Origin of the sequence: Streptomyces sp. CB02261 (assembly GCF_001905665.1) — a bacterium.
Taxonomy (GTDB): Bacteria; Actinomycetota; Actinomycetes; order Streptomycetales; family Streptomycetaceae; genus Streptomyces.
The window spans coordinates 1-17,856 of sequence record NZ_LIVX01000013.1 but is presented as its reverse complement, the minus strand read 5'-3'; the positions used below and the strand labels follow the sequence as shown (position 1 = coordinate 17,856).

Here is a 17,856-nt window from a genome sequence, read left to right as displayed (position 1 = left end):
CTGCGGCTGTCGGGAGGTCATTTCGAAGAACCTCTGCACGGGGCTTGCGGGTTGGCATGCTGGTATATCAGCATGCCGCCATGTCACAGATCGACTATCCAGTGAACAGCGCCGATGCCCTGCCTCCCGGCTCACTGCCGCCTTTGCGTCAGGCCGTCTCCCGAACCGACCGGGTGCGGGAGGCGTTGCGGCAGGCGATCCTCGAAGGTGTGCTCCCGCCCGGAAAGGCCCTGGTCGAGCGGGAACTCGCAGAGGTGTACGGGGTGTCCAAGACGCCGGTGCGCGAGGCGTTGAAGCAGCTGCACTCCACCGGTCTGGTGGAGATCAACGCCTACCAGGGAGTCAGTGTCCGCCGCCCCGACAACCTTCTGGTGCAGGAGCTCTATGCCGCCCGCTGCGCGGCGGAACCCGAGGCCGTACGCCTGGGCGCGGTCCGTCTCGGGGCGACCGCCCACGCCGCCGCCCGCCAGGCGCTCCAGGACGCGACCACGCTGATCGGCTCGGGCGAGACGCGTGGTCTGGGCATCGCCAACCGGCGTTTTCACCGCGAGCTCTACAGCGCCTGCGGCAACAGCTTCCTCTGCGGCTTCCTGGACCAGCTCCAGGACCTCACGGCCTTCGTGGCGGGCCTGGGCTGGCGGCTGCGTGCCACCTGGGAGGAAGAGGCCGCCGAACACGCGGCGATCCTGGAGGCGATGGAGCAGGGCGACGGTCCGCTCGTGGAACGGCTGACCCGCGCGCACATCGAGAAGGCCAAGCAGACCATCTCCCGCGCACTCGGCGACGGCCGATGAACGTCGAGCTGTTCGCGCACCCGCTCTCCTTCCGCCGGCAGCCGCAAGCCCAGGCGGACCGACTGGCCGCCCACGGCGTCGACGGTGTGCGCCTGGCGTTCAGCTACCACGGTGGGCGGTGGCTGCTGACGACCAGCGCCCCGTGTGCCGTGGCCGACTTCAGGGCCGGGCTGTGGTTCCGCGACGAAGCCGCCCCCGTCGACGGGAAAGGCCTCGCCCTGCCGGTTCTCGGCGACGACGCGACGGTCGCCACGACCGCCCTGCTGCGGGCCGGCCTCGGTGTGACGGCCTGGCTCGTCGGGCTCCACCAGTCCGGACCCGCCACCCGCCGTCCCGGATCGGCGCTGCGTAACGCCTTCGGACACCACTACCGGCACGCACTGTGCCCGGCAAGGCCCGAGGTCCGCGCCTACGCCGCCGACCTCGTCGCCCGGACCGCCCGCCGGCCCGGTGTCACCGGCCTCGAACTCGAAGCCTTCGGCTACCTCGGCTGGCAGCACCAGAGCGCCCACGACAAGGTCGGCGCGGCCCTTCGTCCGGTGGACCGCTGGCTGCTCTCGCTGTGCTTCTGCTCCGCCTGCACGGACCGCTTCACCGACGCGGGCATCGACGTGCCCGCCCTGGCCGAAACCGTCCGCGCGACACTGCTCGCCCAACTCGCCGAGCCGCGCGAAGCCGGCGAGCTCGGTGCCGACGCCCGCGCCGCCCTGGGCTCCGAGCTGCACGACACCGTCCTCGCCGTGCGCTCGCGAATCACCGTGACCCTCGTGCGGGACGCCGTCGCCGCAGCCGGCGGGCTGCCCGTCTCCGTACGCACCACCGGCGACCCGTACGCCTGCGACGGCAAGTCCGCCGCCGACACGAGCGCCCTCGCCGCAGCGGCCGGCGCCCTCACCGTCACCGACCTGTCGGGGAGTCATGACGCCCTGCGCCGCGAACTCGCCGCGGCAGCCCGGACCGGTGCACAGGTGAGCGCCGGATGGAACCTGGCCGTGGACCGGACCACCGGTGAACAGCAGCTCAGGGATGTCGCCCAGGACGCCTACGCGGCCGGAGCCCGCTCCCTGGCCCTGTACGCCTACGACCTGGCCCCGGCACAGCGCCTCGCGTGGCTGAGTGACCTCTCCCGCCTCACCGACCGCCCTGGTACGGCCAAGCCCACACCCTCGCCCCCTCTACCGGAGCCGGTGAAATGCCCGGATACCTCGTACGCAGACTCTTCCAACTGATCCCGGTCGCCCTCGTCGTCTCCCTGGTGCTCTTCATGCTCCTGCGGCTGATGCCGGGCGACCCCACCCTCGCCATCCTCGGCCAGGAGGCCACCGAGCAGGACCGAGCGGTACTCCGAGAGGACCTCGGCCTGGATGCACCGCTGTGGCAGCAGTTCACCCAGTGGCTCGGCGATCTGGTCCGCGGCGACCTGGGCAGCTCATGGCTCACCGACGAGAAGGTGGGCACGGTCATCTCCGACCGGTTCGCCGCCACGGTCGAGCTCGGAGTCATCGCGCTGGTCTTCGCCGTTCTCGTCGGGATCCCCGCGGGCATCCTCTCCGCCGTCCGCCGTCGCACCCGCACGGACACCGCGCTGAACTCCGTCGGTCTGCTCGCCCTGTCCGCCCCCCACTTCTACCTCGCCGCACTGCTCATCCTCGTCTTCGCCCTGTGGCTCAAGGTCCTCCCGCCCTCGGGATACGTTCCCTTCACCGAGGACCCCGTCGAGAACCTGCGGCGCATGATCCTCCCGGCCGTCACGATCGGCTCCACCATCGCCGCGGTCACCATGCGCCAGACCCGCGCCGCTCTCCTCGCCGCGTTCAACGAGGACTACATCCGCACAGCCGAGGCATCGGGCCTCTCACGCGGCCGGATCGTGGGCGTCTACGCCCTGCGGAACGCCATCGTGCCGGTCGTGACCGTGATCGCCCTCCAGATCGGGGCGCTGATGAGCGCCACCGTCGTCACCGAAACCGTCTTCACCGTTCCCGGCATGGGCACCTTGATCGTCAACGGCATCTTCAGCCGGGATCTCCCCGTCGTCCAGGGCGCCGTACTGATGGTCGTGGTCCTCGTCCTCCTGGTGAACCTCCTGGCGGACCTGGTCTACGCCTGGCTCGACCCGCGCATCACGTACTGACCCGGCTCCGCGCCCACAGAGTCACCCGATCCGCGCCCCCCGCGCCGATCAGCGCGTCCCGCACCGCACGTCCCGCACGCACTTCCTGGAGCGCCGATGGCCATAGACCTCGCGCCGAAAGTCTCCCGCAGACCGGTTCTGGACCGGCTGCGCCGTGACCGCCGCGCCCACATCGCCGTACCCCTGCTGTTCCTCCTGCTCGTGGCCGCTGCCGCCGCACCCTTCCTGACAGACGCGGTCAGCGCCACGGACACCGGCCGGCTTCTGACCGGCCCCAGTTCCCAGCACCTGCTCGGCACCGACGAGATCGGGCGGGACGTCCTGGCCCGGATCGTCGCCGGCGCCGTGGTCACCGTAGGGGTGGCCACCATCACCGTGGGCGCCGCCCTGATCGCCGGCACGGTGCTCGGTCTGATCGCCGGATACCGAGGCGGCTGGGTGGACACCCTCGTCATGCGCGTCTCCGACGGACTGCTCGCCTTCCCCCTCCTCGTCCTCGCCCTCACCGTGGTCGCGGCCCTCGGCCCCGGGCTGCGCAACGCCCTGATCGCGATCGCCGTCGTCACCACCCCGCGTTTCGCCCGTGTGGTCCGGGGCGAGGTGCTGTCCCTGCGCACCCGCGAATGGGTGTCCGCCGCACGTATCGTGGGCGTCCCACGGACCACGATCATGCGCCGGCACCTCCTGCCCCACCTCGCCGGCACCCTGCTGGTCTTCGCCGCTCTCCAGGTGTCCACCGCGATCATGGCCGAGTCCGCGCTGAGCTTCCTCGGGCTGAGCGTCCAGCCCCCGCAGCCGAGTTGGGGCGCGATCGTCGCCAGCGGCACCGACCACCTGAGCGCGAGCTGGTCGCTCAGCGTCTTCCCCGGGCTCGCGATCCTCCTCACCGTCGCCGCGTTCAACCTGCTCGCCGACGCCCTGCGCGACGCGCTGGACGCCCACCGCCCGGACCTCGCACCCGCGCGCTGAGCCGTCTCCCAGCCCTCCACCCCGTTCCCCCCGTTCCCCCCCGTACAGAGGAAGTGCTTCGTCATGCCCAATTCCACGCCGCCCCGGATACCACGCCGCACCGTCCTGGCCGGCGCCGCAGCCACCGCCGCCATCACCACCCTGGCCGGATGCGGCTCCTCGGACTCCTCCGGCGGGACCTCCGGGGGAACGCTCACCGCCGGCTTCGACAACGAGCCCGTCACCCTCGACCCGGCGCTGAGCTCCGCCATCTCCTCCGACCGCAACGTCCTGAACCTGTTCTTCGACACCCTGCTGCGTCAGCGCCGCGACGGGACCTTCGAGCCGGCCCTCGCCACCCGATGGACCGACACGGGCACCGAGATCACCTTCGAGCTCCGCCAGGGCGTGACGTTCCACGACGGCACCCCGTTCGACGCCGATGCGGTCGTTCTCAACCTGAAGCGGATCTCGGATCCCGCCACCCGCTCCACCAAGACGGCCGCACTGGCCTCCATCCGTGACGTGAAGGCAGCCGGCCCGCGGACCGTCACGGTCGCCCTGAAGGCGGCCGATCCGCTGCTGCTCACCCAGCTCGCCCACGAGCCCGGGATGATCGCCTCGCCCACCGCGCTCGCCAAGGGGGCCGAGGAGTTCGGCCGCAGGCCGGTGGGGACCGGCCCCTTCACCTTCCGTCAGTGGAGGACCAAGGTCCAGCTGACCGCGGAGCGCAACAAGACCTACTGGGCCAAGACCGAGGCAGGCGACGCGCTTCCGCTCCTCGACAAGGTGGTCCTGCGCTTCGTCACCGAGGCCAAGGTACTGCGCGCCGAACTGTCCACCGGGGGGGTGCACCTGGTGCGCGCCCTGCCCCCGGAGGAGTACAAGCAGCTGGCCGACGCCCCACGGATCACCATCAAGGACGAGGGCGTACGCCGCAACTACTACGCCTCGCTCAACGTCACCGAGGGACCCTTCCGCGACCCGCGGGTACGCGCGGCCTTCGCGATGGCCGTGGAGCGGAGGTCCGTCGGCAAGGCCGCCGCCGGCGGCGACTTCGACATCGCCCCCTCCTTCGCCACCTCCGACGACTGGTTCCACGACGACTCCCTCGCCCCCCTGCCGTACGACCCCGAGAAGGCCCGCGCCACCCTGGACAAGGCGGGACTCCGCGGAAAGGTGCCCATCACCCTCGTCGCCCGCCGCCGCGCCCCCGACCCCACCGTCGCGGAACTGCTCCAGAGCCAGCTCACCGCGGCGGGATTCGCCCCCAAGGTGGAGATCCTCGAATTCCAGACCCAGCTGGAACGCATGCGGAACGGGGACTTCGACGCGGCGATCCTCGTCATCGACATCCCCCGTCTGGACCCCTCCCTCACCTTCGACCCGTACTTCGCCAGTGACGGCCCGAGCAACTGGTCGGGCCTCAAGGACTCCGCCCTCGACGCCCTGCTCGACAAGGGCCTGAGCACGGACGACCGCGCCGTGCGCAAGCGGGCGTACGTCGATGTGCAGCGCCGCATCCTGGAGAACAACTACTGGGTCTTCCTGCACCAGGCCAGGTCGCCGCTGATCCACAGCAGCGACCTCAAGGGCGTCGGCCTCGACGTCGACGGCCAGTGGCGCCTCGAGCGCGCCCGGCTCGGCGCCTGAGGGGCCCACGATGACCCTCCTCGACATCAGCCGGCTCGGCGTCACCTTCCACAGCGCCTCCGACGAGCCGCCCGTGCGCGCCGTGGACGAGGTCAGCCTGCACCTCGACACCGGTGAGACCCTCGCCATCGTGGGCGAGTCCGGTTCGGGCAAGACCGTCACCGCCCTGAGCCTGCTCGGCCTCAACCCGCCCCCGCCCCTGTGCGAGACCACCGGGTCGATCCTGCTGGACGGCACCGACCTGCGCGGCCTGGACCGGCGCTCCTGGCGGGAGGTACGCGGCAACCGGGTCGCCATGGTCTTCCAGGACCCCGGCACCGCCCTCAACCCGCTGCTGACCATCGGCACACAGATCGTGGACGCCGTCCGCGCGCACGAACGCATGAGCCGCGATCAGGCGCGGAAGCGGGCGGTCGAGGCGCTGACGCAGGCCCGCATGCCCGAGCCCGAGAAGCGCCTGACCCAGTACGTCCACGAACTGTCCGGAGGCATGCGTCAGCGCGCCGCCATCGCCCTGGCGATCGCCGCCCGCCCACGACTCCTCATCGCCGACGAACCCACCACCGCCCTCGACGCCGCCGTCCAGGCCGAGATCATGACCATGCTCCGCTCGCTGTGCGACGACCTCGGCATGGGCCTGATCCTCATCACCCACGACCTCGGCGTGGTCGCCGAACAGGCCGACCGGGTCGCGGTCATGTACGCCGGACGGATCGTCGAGAGCGGACCCACCACCCAGGTCCTGGCCGATCCGCGCATGCCCTACACCCAGGCGCTCCTGGCAGCGACCCCCCGGCTGGACGCACCGGCCCGCACCCGCCTCGCCTCCATCGAGGGCCGGCCGCCCCGGCTCAGTGACCGCCCTCCGGGCTGCTCCTTCGCACCGCGCTGCCCGGTCCGCACGGACGGCTGCGAGAGTGTGGTGCCCCCGCTGCTCACCGTCGGCGAAAGCCATGCCGCGGCATGCCTGTTCGCCGACGCACCACGCGAACGGCCCGTGCCGCCACCCGTGGCGACCGACGACCCGCCCCAGGACGTCGAACAGGACGGCAGTACACCGCTCGTCGAGTTCGACGCCACCGACCTGCGCTATCCGGTCCGCACCGGGGCGCTGCGCCGGATCACCGGGCACGTCGACGCCGTCCAGCAGGTGAGCCTGAAGGTCGAGCCGGGACGGACCCTCGCTCTCGTGGGGGAGTCCGGCTCGGGCAAGACCAGCCTGACCAAGATGCTGCTGCGGCTGGAGACCCCCTCCGGGGGGACCGTCCGCTACGACGGCATCGACGTCCGACGGCCGTCCGCCTCGGAGCTGCGGCGGCTCCAGCGGGAGATCCAGGTCGTCTTCCAGAACCCGTACGCCAGCCTCGATCCCCGTATGACGGTCCGCGAGATCCTCGCCGAGCCGATGCGGGTCCACGGGCTGGACACCGCGGAACCCGAACTCGTACGCCTCCTCCAGGACGTCGGCCTCGACGCGTACGCGCTGGACCGCTTCCCCTCCGCCTTCTCCGGCGGACAGCGCCAGCGCGTCGCGATCGCCCGGGCGCTGTCCCTGCAGCCGCGACTGATCGTCTGCGACGAGGCCGTCAGCGCCCTGGACGTCTCCGTCCAGGCCCAGATCCTCAATCTGCTCGCCGACCTCCAGGCCGCCCACGGCATGGCCTACCTCTTCATCACCCACGACCTCGCCGTCGTCAGGTCGGTCGCCCACCGCATCGCCGTCATGCGGCAGGGCCGGATCGTCGAGGAAGGACCGGCGGACCGGATCTACGAGACCCCCTCCCACCCGTACACCCGGGAGCTGCTCTCGATGGCTCCGGGGCGCACCACACCCCGGCTCGCCGACGCGCAGAGCACTGCCGGCACCGACAAGGAACGGAGCATCACATGGCCGAAGTGACCCGAGTCCGCCTGACCTCGATCAACACGCCGCGGCACAACAGCATCACCTGCGGACACATCCTGGTCGAACTCCTCACCGACGACGACGCGCTGACGGGCATCGGTGAGATGTCCGACCTCCAGCACCTCCCGCGCTACCACCTCGACGTACCCGATCTGGAGGCCACCCTCAACGAACTCCTCGTCGGTCTGGACGCTCTTCAGATCACGGAGATGGAACGCCGCCTGGAAGCGAACTTCCCGCAGGCCGGATACATCTACGACAAGAGCCGCGCCATCAAGTGCGGAGTCGACATCGCCTTCTGGGACCTGGCCGCGAAACAGCTCGGTGTCCGGGTGTGCGACCTGCTCGGCGGCGCGGTCCGCGAGTCGGTGCCCATCGCGTATCCGATCTTCCGCCAGCAGCACGAGGAGGACGTCGAACGCAACCTCGCCATGGTCGAGCGCCGGCTGGCGGAGGGCTTCACCTTCTTCCGCGTGTATGTCGGACGCCGCCTCGACCTGGACGAGCGGTTCCTGCGCACCGCCCGCGAACGGTTCGGCGACCGCATCACCCTCAAGTCCCTGGACTTCTCCAACCTCCTCGACGCCAAGGCGGCCTGCGCCTTCGCCGAGCGGGTGGCCGACGTCGGCTACGACCTCATCGAGTCGCCCGCCCCGCACCACGACATCCGCGGTCTGGTCCGGGCCCGCGACCGGCTCGCCGTCCCGATCAGCGAGCACGTCTACAGCTTCCGGTGGGCACTGGACCTCGTCGCCGCGGACGCGGTGGACGTGTTCAACGTCAGCGTCATCGCCATCGGCGGGATCACACCGGCCCGCCGGATCTTCGCGATAGCCGACGCCGCCGGCAAGGCGTGCCTGGTCGGCACCACGCAGGAGCTGTCCATCGGCACGGCGGCCGCCGCGCACGTCGCGATGGCCATGTCGGCCGTCACCGTCCCGAGCGACCCGGTCGGACCGCTCCTCTACACACGGGACGTCGTCACCGACCCCGTCCGTTACACCGGCGGGCTGCTGTCCGTGCCGCACGGCCCCGGCCTCGGCATGACGCTCGACCCGCAGCGGGTGTCGGCCTCCGCCGGACCGCTGACCTGGGCGGCCACCAGTGCCGCCGCTGTCGTCGACCGGCAGGTGGCCGCCACGTGAGCGACGCACCGCGGCCGACGAGCGCCGCCCGTGCCGAAGGCCGCTTCACCGGCCGGGTCGCGCTGGTCACCGGCGGCGCACGCAACATCGGCCTCGCCATCGCATGGCGGCTCGCGCAGGAGGGCGCGGCGGTGGCCCTCAACGGCCCCGACCCGACCGAGACCGAGGCCGCAGCCGCGGCCATGCGCGACAGGGGCATGTCCGCGGTGGCCTGCCCCGGCGACGTATCCGACGCGCATCAGGTCGACGCCTGCCTCAACCGTACGGTCGACGCCCTCGGCGGACTCGACCTACTGGTCAACAACGCTGCCGCCCCCATGCTGGGCCGTGGTCCCCTGCTCGACATCGACGTCGCCGACTGGGACCGCAGTTTCGCCGTCAACGCGCGCGGGGTGTTCCTGTGCACCGTGGCAGCCGCCCGGGTGATGCCCGCCGGCTCCTCGATCGTGAACATCTCCTCGGTCGGGGCCACCCGCGCCCACCGGGCCGCCGTCGCCTACGACGCCAGCAAGGGCGCCGTCGACGCGGCGACCCGGGCGATGGCCCTGGAACTCGCGCCCCGGGGGATCCGCGTCAACGCGGTCGCCCCCGGCCCGGTCATCAACGACCGGTTCGCCCTCCTCGATCCGGCCCAGCAGCAGACCCGCGCGCAGCCGGTCCCGCTGGGTCGGGTCGGCGACGGATCCGATGTCGCCGGGGCCGTCGCGTTCCTCGCCTCGGCGGACGCGTCCTTCATCACCGGACAGGTGCTGAACGTCGACGGAGGACTGAGCGCGCAGCTCAGGCCGCCGGGGGCCGACCCCGCTCTCGACCGTCCCGTCCCCTGACCGGCCGCAGCACCGTCCCGGTCCGTATCCGCCAGCCGTTCTGCCGCACCGAAGGAAGCCCGACATGACCCAGACCCCCCGGCAGCCCCTCGACCTCGATGATCTGGCCGCCCTGGGCGAGGCAAGCACCGCCACCATCACCACCCAGCTCTTCAAGCACGGCCTGCGCAACACCTTCCTGGCGGGCCTGACCTGTGTCACGCCCGATGCCAGGCGCATGGTCGGCGAGGCCTTCACCCTCCGTTACATCCCGGCCCGCGAGGACATCGACACCCTTGAGGTCTACGACGACTACGACCACCCGCAGCGCCTGGCGGTCGAGCAGGCCGGCCCCGGCCAGGTTCTCGTCGTGGACTGCCGCGGCCAGGGACGCGCCGCCGCCGCGGGCAACATCCTGTTGACCCGCATGGCGGTCAACGGCGCGGCCGGTGTGGTCACCGACGGCACCTTGCGCGACATCGAGGAGATCAGCCGCCTGCCACTGCCGGTCTTCGCCACCGGGGCGGCGGCCATGACCAACCTCGCCCAGCACCACGCGGTCGACCTGCAAGTCCCCATCGGATGCGCCGGCGTCGCCGTCTACCCCGGGGACGTCATGGTCGGCGACGCCGACGGTGTGGTCTGCGTACCCCGCCACCTCGTCCCGGTCATCGCCAAGGCGGCCCGCGAACAGGAACTGCAGGAGGCGTTCATCGTCGCCCGCGTCGCAGGCGGCGCCCCCCTGCGCGGCACCTACCCCCCGGACGAGGCGACCCGCCGCGCCTACGACGAATCGCGCGGCGCGCTCCCGGCGACCGACTGACCCACCCGTCCGCCCGGCGCCCCCCTGGCCACGCCGGCGGCCCAGTCTCCGGAGCGCCGGAACCGGCGCTCCGGAAGCACGGCTCAATCCCGTCCACCGATCGATCCCCCCTCCCCCGCAGAAGGCAGGAATCATGGTCAACCCCGCCACATCCGGCTCTGTACGTCCTCGTACGGGAAGGACTGTCCCGCTCCTCCTCTCCGGCGCCCTGGTCGGCGCCCTGATCTCCGTCGCCTCGGCCGGCCCGGCCGCCGCGGCGAACCTCTCCAGCACCTTCGACGCCGTCGCCCCCGGCTCTCCCGCTCCCGGCTGGACGACCAGCGGTGACGTCACCGTCCAGGACGTGACCGGCACCGTCGACCGAAGCCTTCGCCTGCGAGACGTCTCCACCACCGCCCACACCACCGCCGCCGCCACGTTCGGGACCACGACGTCGACCGTCGTCGCCGGATTCCGGCTGCGAGCCGCCCAGTCCACCGCCACGGTCGGCGTGCACCTCGACGGCTCTGGTGGCCACAGCGTCACGGTGGCCATGAGCCCCACCGGCCGTCTCTACACCTACGACGGCGCAACCCAGATCGATCTCGGCACCTACGTCGCCAACCGCTGGTACGACATCCGTCTCGTCGCCCGCCCCGGCACCGCCACTGCCGACCTCCACGTCGACGGCGAACGCCGCGCAGCCGGGCTGCGCTTTCGCACCTCCACCACCGATCTGGCCAGCCTGCAGGCCGGCGTGTCCGTAGCCGACACCGGCACCGCCTACCTCGACGACGTCCGCACCGCCGTCGAGGCATCACCGGCGGGCTGGCCGCACCTCGGCACGATCGCCCCCCGCACGGCCGCGCAGGTGGGCACCTCCCAGCTGCTCGTCGGGGCCGAGACCCTCGACCGCGACTACACGAACTACCAGGCGTACGCCCCCTACCTGGGGCGGCTGGGGGCGACCGGGGTCCGCCTGCAGGGCGGCTGGGCCAAGACCGAGAGGACGAAGGGGGTCTACGACTGGACATGGCTCGACCGGATCGTCGACGACGCCACGGCCCGCGGCCTCAGGCCCTGGCTCCAGCTGTCCTACGGCAACGGCATCTACACGGGCGGCGGGGGCGCCGGCCTCGGCGGCCAGATCCCGACGTCCACCGAGGCGCTGGCCGCCTGGGACACCTGGGTGACCGCCATGGTCAAGCGGTACGAGAACCGGGTCACCGAGTGGGAGATCTGGAACGAGCCCAACCTCGCCGGCATCCCGGCAGCCACGTACGCCGACTTCTTCGCCCGCACCGCGGCCCGCGTCCGCGCCGAACAGCCCGGCTCCGTCATCTACGGACCGGGCGAGGCAGGCATCGACGTCCCGTACACCAACGACTTCCTCGTCCGGCTCTCCGGACAGGGCAAGAGCCACCTGCTCGACGGCATCAGCTACCACCCCTACAACCCCAACCCCGACGACGTGTGGACCTACCAGCAGGTCGACAAGATCCGGGCCCTGATCAAGCAGTACGCCCCCGGAGCCGTACTGAGGCAGGGCGAGAACGGAGCCCCGAGCGCGCCCAACAGCTTCGGCGCGCTCGGCGACCTCGACTGGACCGAACTGAGCCAGACGAAGTGGTTCCTGCGCCGCCTCACGCACGACCTCGGCCAGGGCATCAGCACCAGCGCCTTCAGCATCTCCGACCTCCACTACCCCTCGAAGATCAACAGCAAGGGCCTGCTCCAGACCAACAGCGACAAGTCGATCCGCTACGCCAAGCCGTCCTACTACGCGGTCCAGACCCTCGCCTCCGTCATCGACAGCACGGTGACGGCCCTGCCGGCCTACGCGTTCACCACCGACTCCGCCACCACCCTGACCGTCCAGGGCTTCGCCAAGCGCGACACCGGGCGCCAGATCGTCGGCGTCTGGAACGGCACCACCACCCCCGGAGACGGCACCACCCGCACCCCGGTCCGCCTGACCCTCCCGAACGGCAACTTCGCCGACCCCGTCTACGTCGACGTACGGACCGGTGCCGTCTTCGACATCCCCGCCGCCGACTGGACGGTATCGGGCAGCACCCACACCTTCCGCAACGTGCCGGTGTACGACTCGCCCGTCCTCATCGCCGACCGCTCCGCGATCAGGCTCTAGAACCGGCCGGGCCCCGCCCCTCCCTCCCGGGCGGGGCCCCGCTCCGAGGAGAACCCCATGCACGCCACCGCACGAGCGGCCCTTCGGTCGGTCGTCGGACCCGGTCACTTCCGGGAGACGGACGGCGACCTCGTCCCCTACAGCCGGGACGCGACCCCGCTGTTCCACGCCCGGCCCGACGCCGTCGTCTTCCCGGCGGACACCGCCGAGGTCGCCGCCGTCCTCGACATCGCCACCCGCCACGCCGTCCCCGTGATCCCGCGCGGCGCCGGCTCCAACCTGTGCGCCGCCACCGTCGCCTCCCGAGGCGGCGTCGTCCTGGTACTGACCCGTCTGAACCGGATCCTGGAGATCGCCCCGGCCGAGCTCCTGGCTCGGGTCCAGCCCGGCGTCACCAGCGCGGCCCTGGCAGATGCCGCAGCCCACGACGACCTGTTGTGGGCCCCCGACCCCGGCAGCCGCACGGTGGCCACCATCGGCGGCACGATCGCCACCAACGCCGGCGGCCTGCGCGGCCTCAAGTACGGAGTCACCCGCGACTACGTCCTCGGCCTGGAGGCGGTCCTGCCCACGGGAGAGGTGATCCGCACCGGAGGCCGACTCCACAAGGACGTCGCCGGATACGACCTCACCCGGCTCCTCACCGGCTCCGAGGGCACCCTCGCCGTCATCACCGAAGCCACCCTCGCCCTGCGGCCCGCCCCCGCGACGGCCGGTACGGGAGTCGCCTACTTCCCCGACCTGGCGGCCGCGGGCCGGGCCGTCACCGCGATCATCGCCGCCGGGATCCTCCCCGCCACCCTCGAATTCCTCGACCGGTCCTGCGTCCGGGCAGTGGAGGAATTCGCCCGTCTCGGACTGCGCACCGACGCCGGCGCACTGCTTCTCTTCGGCGACGACGGCGAAAGCGACACGGTCGCCCGCGCCCTGGAGCGCATGAGTGACGTCTGCGCGGCCCACCATGCCCTCGACGTCACGACCGCAGCCGAAGTGGCGCAGGCCGAGGCTCTGCTCGCCGCCCGGCGATGCGCACTTCCCGCCCTCTCCCGGCTGGGTGAACTGACCATCCTGGAGGACGCCACCGTGCCCCGGCCCCGCATCGCGGAGATGGTCGACCGCATCGACGCCATCGGAGCCCACCACGGCGTCACGATCGCCACCTTCGGCCACGCCGGGGACGGCAACCTCCACCCCACCTGCGTGGTGGAGTCCGAGGAGGACACGGACACCATCGCCCGCGCGGAGAGCGCCTTCGCCGACATCTTCGCCGCCGCGATCGACCTGGGCGGCACCATCACCGGCGAACACGGTGTCGGCGCGGCCAAACTCCCCTATCTGACCACGCAGCTGGGCGCCGACCAGATCACCCTCCTGCGCCGACTGAAGACGGCCTTCGACCCGGCCGGCATCCTCAACCCCGGAAAGCTGGGCTCATGACCGACCGCACGGGCGGCCCCCTCCCGAAGCCCGTCCTCGACCCGGACCTCCTCTCCCGCTGCATCTCCTGCGGCTTCTGCCTCCCCGCCTGTCCCACCTACGCCGAGACCGGTGACGAGGCCTCCTCTCCCCGCGGCCGGATCAACCTCATGCGCGCCCTGCAGACCGGCGATCTCGCACCTGACGACCCCACCCTGAAGGAACAGTCCTCACAGTGCCTGGGCTGCCGCGCCTGCGAACCGGTCTGTCCGGCCGGCGTCGAGTACGGGCAGCTTCTGGAGCAGTGGCGCGACCACCAGTGGCGCGGACACCGGATGCCCCTTCTCGCCCGTGCCCTCATGCTGGTCGCCGGCCGGCGGGGCCTCTTCCGCCTGCTGGGACGGCTGCGGGGGACCCCGCGCACGAACGTCGCCGAGACCTCGGCCGTCGCGTCCGGCAGGGCCTCACTCATGCTCGGATGTTTCGAGCGCGTCCTCTTCCCGCGCGTCGGCCGCGCCGCTCTCGCCCTCGTCCCCGGACTGGCCGTTCCTGCTTCCCAGGGCTGCTGCGGCGCGCTGCACGCCCACAACGGCGACACCGCCACCGGCGAACGCCTCGCGCACCGGATGGGCGAGGACCTTCCCGGCACCATCGTCACCACCTCCGGCGGCTGCGCCGCCCACCTCGCCTCGGTCCTCGGCAGGGCTCGCGTCCGCGAACTCTCCGACCACCTGGCCACCGACTCCTCGTTCCGGCCCCCCGGTGAACTCCGGGTGGACGGCCGTCGAGCACGTGTCGCCCTCCAGGACTCCTGCCACCTGCGCAACGGCCTCGGAGTGTGGACCGCCCCGCGTGATCTGCTCGCCGGAATCGCCGACTACGTCGAACTCCCCTCGGCCGGCACCTGCTGCGGTGCCGCCGGGACCTACTCCCTGCTGCGACCCCGTGAGTCACGCCGCATCCTCACCGCCAAGATCGACGAGATCGAGGCCGCCGGCGTCGACTTCGTCGCCGCGGTCAATCCGGGCTGTCTGCGCCAGCTCCGCACCGGCCTGCGCCGCAGACGCTCGCAGGCCAAGGCCGTGCACCTGGCCGAACTCCTGCTCATGGCAGGAGAGAACGGGTGTCCGAGCACCTAGGGGCGCCCGACACCCCGCCCGGTGAACCGACTTCAGCACACCCCTCGCCACCCCACTGAGAGAAGACATGCCCTCCCGCACCCCGCTCGACCCCCTGGCCACCGAAGCCGCCCGCGCCGCCGCTCCCGCCCTTGCCGCACTCGCCCCGGCCGAGGTCGGCACCCTCCTCCGTGACCTCGCCGTCGTGCTCCGCGAGCACACCGACGAACTGGTCGCCCTCGCGGAGGAGGAGACCCGCCTCGGCGACGTCAGACTGCGGAGCGAGGTACTGCGTACCCGCGTGCAACTGGAGATGTTCGCCGAGATCGCCGAAGAGGGCGCCCACCTCGATGTCATGATCGACCGGGCGGACGACACGGCCGTCCCCGCCCCGCGCCCGGACGTACGGCGCATGCTCGTCCCGCTCGGCCCGGTCGCCGTCTTCACCGCTTCCAACTTCCCCTTCGCCTTCTCCGTGCTCGGCGGAGACACGGCCAGCGCGCTCGCCGCCGGCTGCCCGGTCGTGGTCAAAGCCCACGAGGGCCACCCCCGTCTCACCGACCGGACCGCCGCCCTCGCGGCCGAAGTCCTGCCACCGGGGGCGCTTTCCGTCGTCCACGGCCGCGAGGCGGGCCGCGCCCTGGTCACCGACCCCGCCGTCCAGGCCGTCGGCTTCACCGGCTCCACCCCCGGCGGCCGGGCGCTGTTCGACCTCGCCGCCGGCCGCCCCGACCCGATCCCGTTCTACGGAGAACTGGGCTCCCTCAACCCCGTGGTGGTCACTCACCAGGCCCTCGCCGCACGCGGGCCGGCCCTCGTGAGCGAGTACATCGCGTCCGTCACCCGCAGCCAGGGCCAGCTGTGCACCAAGCCGGGCCTGCTCTTCCTGCCCGAACACCACGACCTGGACGAACTTCTCCGTCTGGCCGTCACGCATGCCTCTCCCGCGCCGATGCTGGGGCCCTGGATCGTCGAGGCCTACCGCGCGACTCTCGACGAGCTCACCACGCACCCCGCCGTCCGGCGGATCGCGGCCGCACCGACCGGCATCCACCGCACCGGGCGACCCGCCGACGAGCCCTCGGCGACGCTCCTCACCGTCGCGGCCCACGACCTGCGCGCTCACCCCGAACTCCTCCGGGAATGCTTCGGCCCGGCATCGACCCTCGTCACCTATGCGTCCGCCGAGGACCTGCTCTTGAGCCTCCGCGAGCTCCCTGGCAGCCTCACGGCCACGGTGCACGGCCAGGAGGGAGCGGACGAGGAACTGGCGCGCGAGATCTGGTCCGCCCTGCGGGCCGGCCGCCTGATCTGGAACGATTGGCCGACGGGAGTGGCGGTCACCCGCGCCATGCACCACGGCGGCCCCTGGCCGGCCACGACCAACCCGCTGCACACCAGCGTGGGCGGCACCGCCATCGCCCGGTGGCTGCGCCCGGTCGCCTACCAGAACATGCCTGAGGCCTTGTTGCCGCACCCTCTGCGGACCACCAACCCGTGGCGGGTACCGCAGCGGACGGGGGCGTGACAGAGCGGACCTCTCCGCGGTCCACCGCGCGTGAAAGGCCTCGTCGCGCATCCGGTACCCGGACGGAGCGCGGTCCGCGTCGGCGTCGGACTCCCGACCGCCGCGGTCCGCGACGTCGCGTTCACCGCGATGGAGGCCGCCACGCTCGCCCGGATCCACCCCGGCCGCCGCTGTGCTGCCGTCGGCCATGGCCTGCCCACCCGGATGCGCAGCGCAGGCGCCTGGCCCTGCAGCCCCTGACGCTCCTGCGCGACACCGACGCGCGCAGAGCACCCTGACCGCCGAGCCCACGCACACCGGCGGACGCTACGCCCACGTCGACGGGCCGCGGCAGCACGCCTCGGCGGTTCCAGAAGAGGCCCCCGCTCCGCGGCCCTGAGCCGCCGGCCCTCTCCGGGCAGACAGCCGACGGCGCCTGCTCGCCGAACCCGTCACACCCCCGTTCCACCAGGACCTGCGCCGCATCCACCCAGCGCCCCACCGGATGACCATCTGCAACATCGCCGGTCGACAACGGCCCGCGCGCCGCCCTTGCCGCCGTACCGCCCTCAAGCACCTGGATCAACCCGGCTGGAAGCCCCACCTCGAACCCCTCGGCTTCCACGGCGAACTCTCCGGCCTGCGCGCAGGGGCAGCAGCGCCGACGCGGTCGCACAGACCATGCCTGCCACGCTGTGCCTGCCCCATACGCGAAGAGCGGCTTCCGAGGTGCTGCACCCGGAGTGCATAAATACCTGTGCTCGCGGCCTGAGAATTTAACGACCATCGCGGAGAGAGTTTTTGTCAGCGATACGCAGGGAGAAATATTCGACGTACACAGGATGCGGCGACGTGCTACTGTCGATCTCAGTTGCAGTTTTGGTACCCAAAAACTTCGGGCGCCTCCTGTCGGCCACGTGCCGTGCGGAAGCGTTCTGTATTTCCGGTCATTTTCCGGGCAGGGCATCATCGCGGCGACACGGAATCCGTACGGTACGGGTTCCGTCGTACTGCCCAAAGGAGAAATGACATGGCTGCTGGCACCGTGAAGTGGTTCAACGCGGAAAAGGGCTTCGGGTTCATCGAGCAGGACGGTGGCGGCGCTGACGTGTTCGCCCACTACTCGAACATTGCCTCCCAGGGCTTCCGCGAGCTCCAGGAGGGCCAGAAGGTCACCTTCGACATCGCGCAGGGCCAGAAGGGCCCGACGGCCGAGAACATCGTCTCCGCCTGACGCTGACGCGTAACACGTAGCTGGGGCCCGCACCCTTCGGGGTGCGGGCCCCAGCTACGCGCATTTCGCAGGTCTGGTACCTGCACCTGCGCCACTCTCACTTCTTTCGCTCGCCGCTTGCACGTCGACGGTATTCGACCCGGTTCAAGCCGCTTGCTTTCGCAGTTCATTCGGCCCGTGCCAGTGATTCCTGACGCTTTTCATCCGCTGTCGGAATTCCTCCATACGTGCCGTATCGAGGAAG

The 17,856-nt window shown here is 71.5% G+C and carries 15 protein-coding genes; all 15 read left to right on the top strand.

What is annotated here, in order from left to right; translation table 11 throughout:
- Positions 1-80 precede the first annotated feature (80 nt).
- Entirely contained in the window at positions 81-794 is a 714-nt protein-coding gene (locus tag AMK29_RS32300; RefSeq protein ID WP_079197229.1) for a GntR family transcriptional regulator, read from the top strand.
- Complete coding sequence (locus AMK29_RS32295; RefSeq protein ID WP_073819621.1) at positions 791-2,023, top strand: hypothetical protein; 1,233 nt, start codon at positions 791-793, stop codon at positions 2,021-2,023. The genes AMK29_RS32300 and AMK29_RS32295 overlap by 4 nt, the downstream gene beginning before the upstream one ends.
- Positions 1,987-2,928: an ABC transporter permease gene (locus tag AMK29_RS32290; protein ID WP_073819620.1), complete on the top strand. Its 942-nt coding sequence runs from the start codon at positions 1,987-1,989 to the stop codon at positions 2,926-2,928. Before AMK29_RS32295 ends, AMK29_RS32290 begins: the two co-directional genes overlap by 37 nt.
- A gap of 96 nt (positions 2,929-3,024) precedes the next feature.
- A complete protein-coding gene (locus AMK29_RS32285) occupies positions 3,025-3,897 on the top strand; it encodes an ABC transporter permease (RefSeq protein WP_073819619.1) in 873 nt (290 codons plus the stop codon).
- Between the two features lie 63 nt (positions 3,898-3,960).
- Positions 3,961-5,529 carry an ABC transporter substrate-binding protein gene (locus tag AMK29_RS32280; protein ID WP_073819618.1) on the top strand — a complete coding sequence of 523 codons (1,569 nt, stop codon included), beginning with the start codon at positions 3,961-3,963 and terminating at the stop codon, positions 5,527-5,529.
- Positions 5,530-5,539: 10 nt separating this feature from the next.
- The gene (locus AMK29_RS32275) at positions 5,540-7,429 is read left to right on the top strand and encodes a dipeptide ABC transporter ATP-binding protein (RefSeq protein ID WP_073819617.1); all 1,890 of its coding nucleotides are present in this window, start codon (positions 5,540-5,542) and stop codon (positions 7,427-7,429) included.
- Entirely contained in the window at positions 7,417-8,580 is a 1,164-nt protein-coding gene (locus AMK29_RS32270) for a mandelate racemase/muconate lactonizing enzyme family protein (RefSeq protein WP_073819616.1), read from the top strand. The genes AMK29_RS32275 and AMK29_RS32270 overlap by 13 nt, the downstream gene beginning before the upstream one ends.
- Positions 8,577-9,407, top strand: coding sequence for an SDR family NAD(P)-dependent oxidoreductase (locus tag AMK29_RS32265; protein ID WP_073819615.1), 831 nt, complete (start codon positions 8,577-8,579; stop codon positions 9,405-9,407). The genes AMK29_RS32270 and AMK29_RS32265 overlap by 4 nt, the downstream gene beginning before the upstream one ends.
- Positions 9,408-9,471: 64 nt before the next feature.
- Positions 9,472-10,209: a ribonuclease activity regulator RraA gene (locus AMK29_RS32260; protein ID WP_073819614.1), complete on the top strand. Its 738-nt coding sequence runs from the start codon at positions 9,472-9,474 to the stop codon at positions 10,207-10,209.
- A gap of 133 nt (positions 10,210-10,342) precedes the next feature.
- Positions 10,343-12,337, top strand: a complete 1,995-nt coding sequence (locus AMK29_RS32255; RefSeq protein ID WP_079197228.1) for a GH39 family glycosyl hydrolase — start codon at positions 10,343-10,345, stop codon at positions 12,335-12,337.
- A 57-nt stretch (positions 12,338-12,394) separates the two neighbouring features.
- A complete protein-coding gene (locus AMK29_RS32250) occupies positions 12,395-13,774 on the top strand; it encodes an FAD-binding oxidoreductase (RefSeq protein WP_073819613.1) in 1,380 nt (459 codons plus the stop codon).
- Positions 13,771-14,892, top strand: coding sequence for a (Fe-S)-binding protein (locus tag AMK29_RS32245; protein ID WP_073819612.1), 1,122 nt, complete (start codon positions 13,771-13,773; stop codon positions 14,890-14,892). Before AMK29_RS32250 ends, AMK29_RS32245 begins: the two co-directional genes overlap by 4 nt.
- Positions 14,893-14,959: 67 nt before the next feature.
- Positions 14,960-16,399, top strand: coding sequence for an aldehyde dehydrogenase (NADP(+)) (locus AMK29_RS32240; RefSeq protein ID WP_073819611.1), 1,440 nt, complete (start codon positions 14,960-14,962; stop codon positions 16,397-16,399).
- Positions 16,400-16,429: 30 nt separating this feature from the next.
- Entirely contained in the window at positions 16,430-16,639 is a 210-nt protein-coding gene (locus AMK29_RS32235; RefSeq protein ID WP_073819610.1) for a hypothetical protein, read from the top strand.
- 769 nt (positions 16,640-17,408) lie between these two features.
- The gene (locus tag AMK29_RS32230) at positions 17,409-17,612 is read left to right on the top strand and encodes a cold-shock protein (RefSeq protein ID WP_073819609.1); all 204 of its coding nucleotides are present in this window, start codon (positions 17,409-17,411) and stop codon (positions 17,610-17,612) included.
- Positions 17,613-17,856 lie beyond the last annotated feature (244 nt).

Bases quoted from the DNA above. Each gene is read 5' to 3' on its own strand.
- AMK29_RS32280 (WP_073819618.1), top strand. From the start codon at position 3,961: ATGCCCAATTCCACGCCGCCCCGGATACCACGCCGCACCGTCCTGGCC.
- AMK29_RS32285 (WP_073819619.1), top strand. From the start codon at position 3,025: ATGGCCATAGACCTCGCGCCGAAAGTCTCCCGCAGACCGGTTCTGGAC.
- AMK29_RS32240 (WP_073819611.1), top strand. From the start codon at position 14,960: ATGCCCTCCCGCACCCCGCTCGACCCCCTGGCCACCGAAGCCGCCCGC.
- AMK29_RS32295 (WP_073819621.1), top strand. From the start codon at position 791: ATGAACGTCGAGCTGTTCGCGCACCCGCTCTCCTTCCGCCGGCAGCCG.
- AMK29_RS32270 (WP_073819616.1), top strand. From the start codon at position 7,417: ATGGCCGAAGTGACCCGAGTCCGCCTGACCTCGATCAACACGCCGCGG.
- AMK29_RS32300 (WP_079197229.1), top strand. From the start codon at position 81: ATGTCACAGATCGACTATCCAGTGAACAGCGCCGATGCCCTGCCTCCC.
- AMK29_RS32290 (WP_073819620.1), top strand. From the start codon at position 1,987: ATGCCCGGATACCTCGTACGCAGACTCTTCCAACTGATCCCGGTCGCC.
- AMK29_RS32260 (WP_073819614.1), top strand. From the start codon at position 9,472: ATGACCCAGACCCCCCGGCAGCCCCTCGACCTCGATGATCTGGCCGCC.
- AMK29_RS32250 (WP_073819613.1), top strand. From the start codon at position 12,395: ATGCACGCCACCGCACGAGCGGCCCTTCGGTCGGTCGTCGGACCCGGT.
- AMK29_RS32275 (WP_073819617.1), top strand. From the start codon at position 5,540: ATGACCCTCCTCGACATCAGCCGGCTCGGCGTCACCTTCCACAGCGCC.
- AMK29_RS32255 (WP_079197228.1), top strand. From the start codon at position 10,343: ATGGTCAACCCCGCCACATCCGGCTCTGTACGTCCTCGTACGGGAAGG.
- AMK29_RS32230 (WP_073819609.1), top strand. From the start codon at position 17,409: ATGGCTGCTGGCACCGTGAAGTGGTTCAACGCGGAAAAGGGCTTCGGG.
- AMK29_RS32245 (WP_073819612.1), top strand. From the start codon at position 13,771: ATGACCGACCGCACGGGCGGCCCCCTCCCGAAGCCCGTCCTCGACCCG.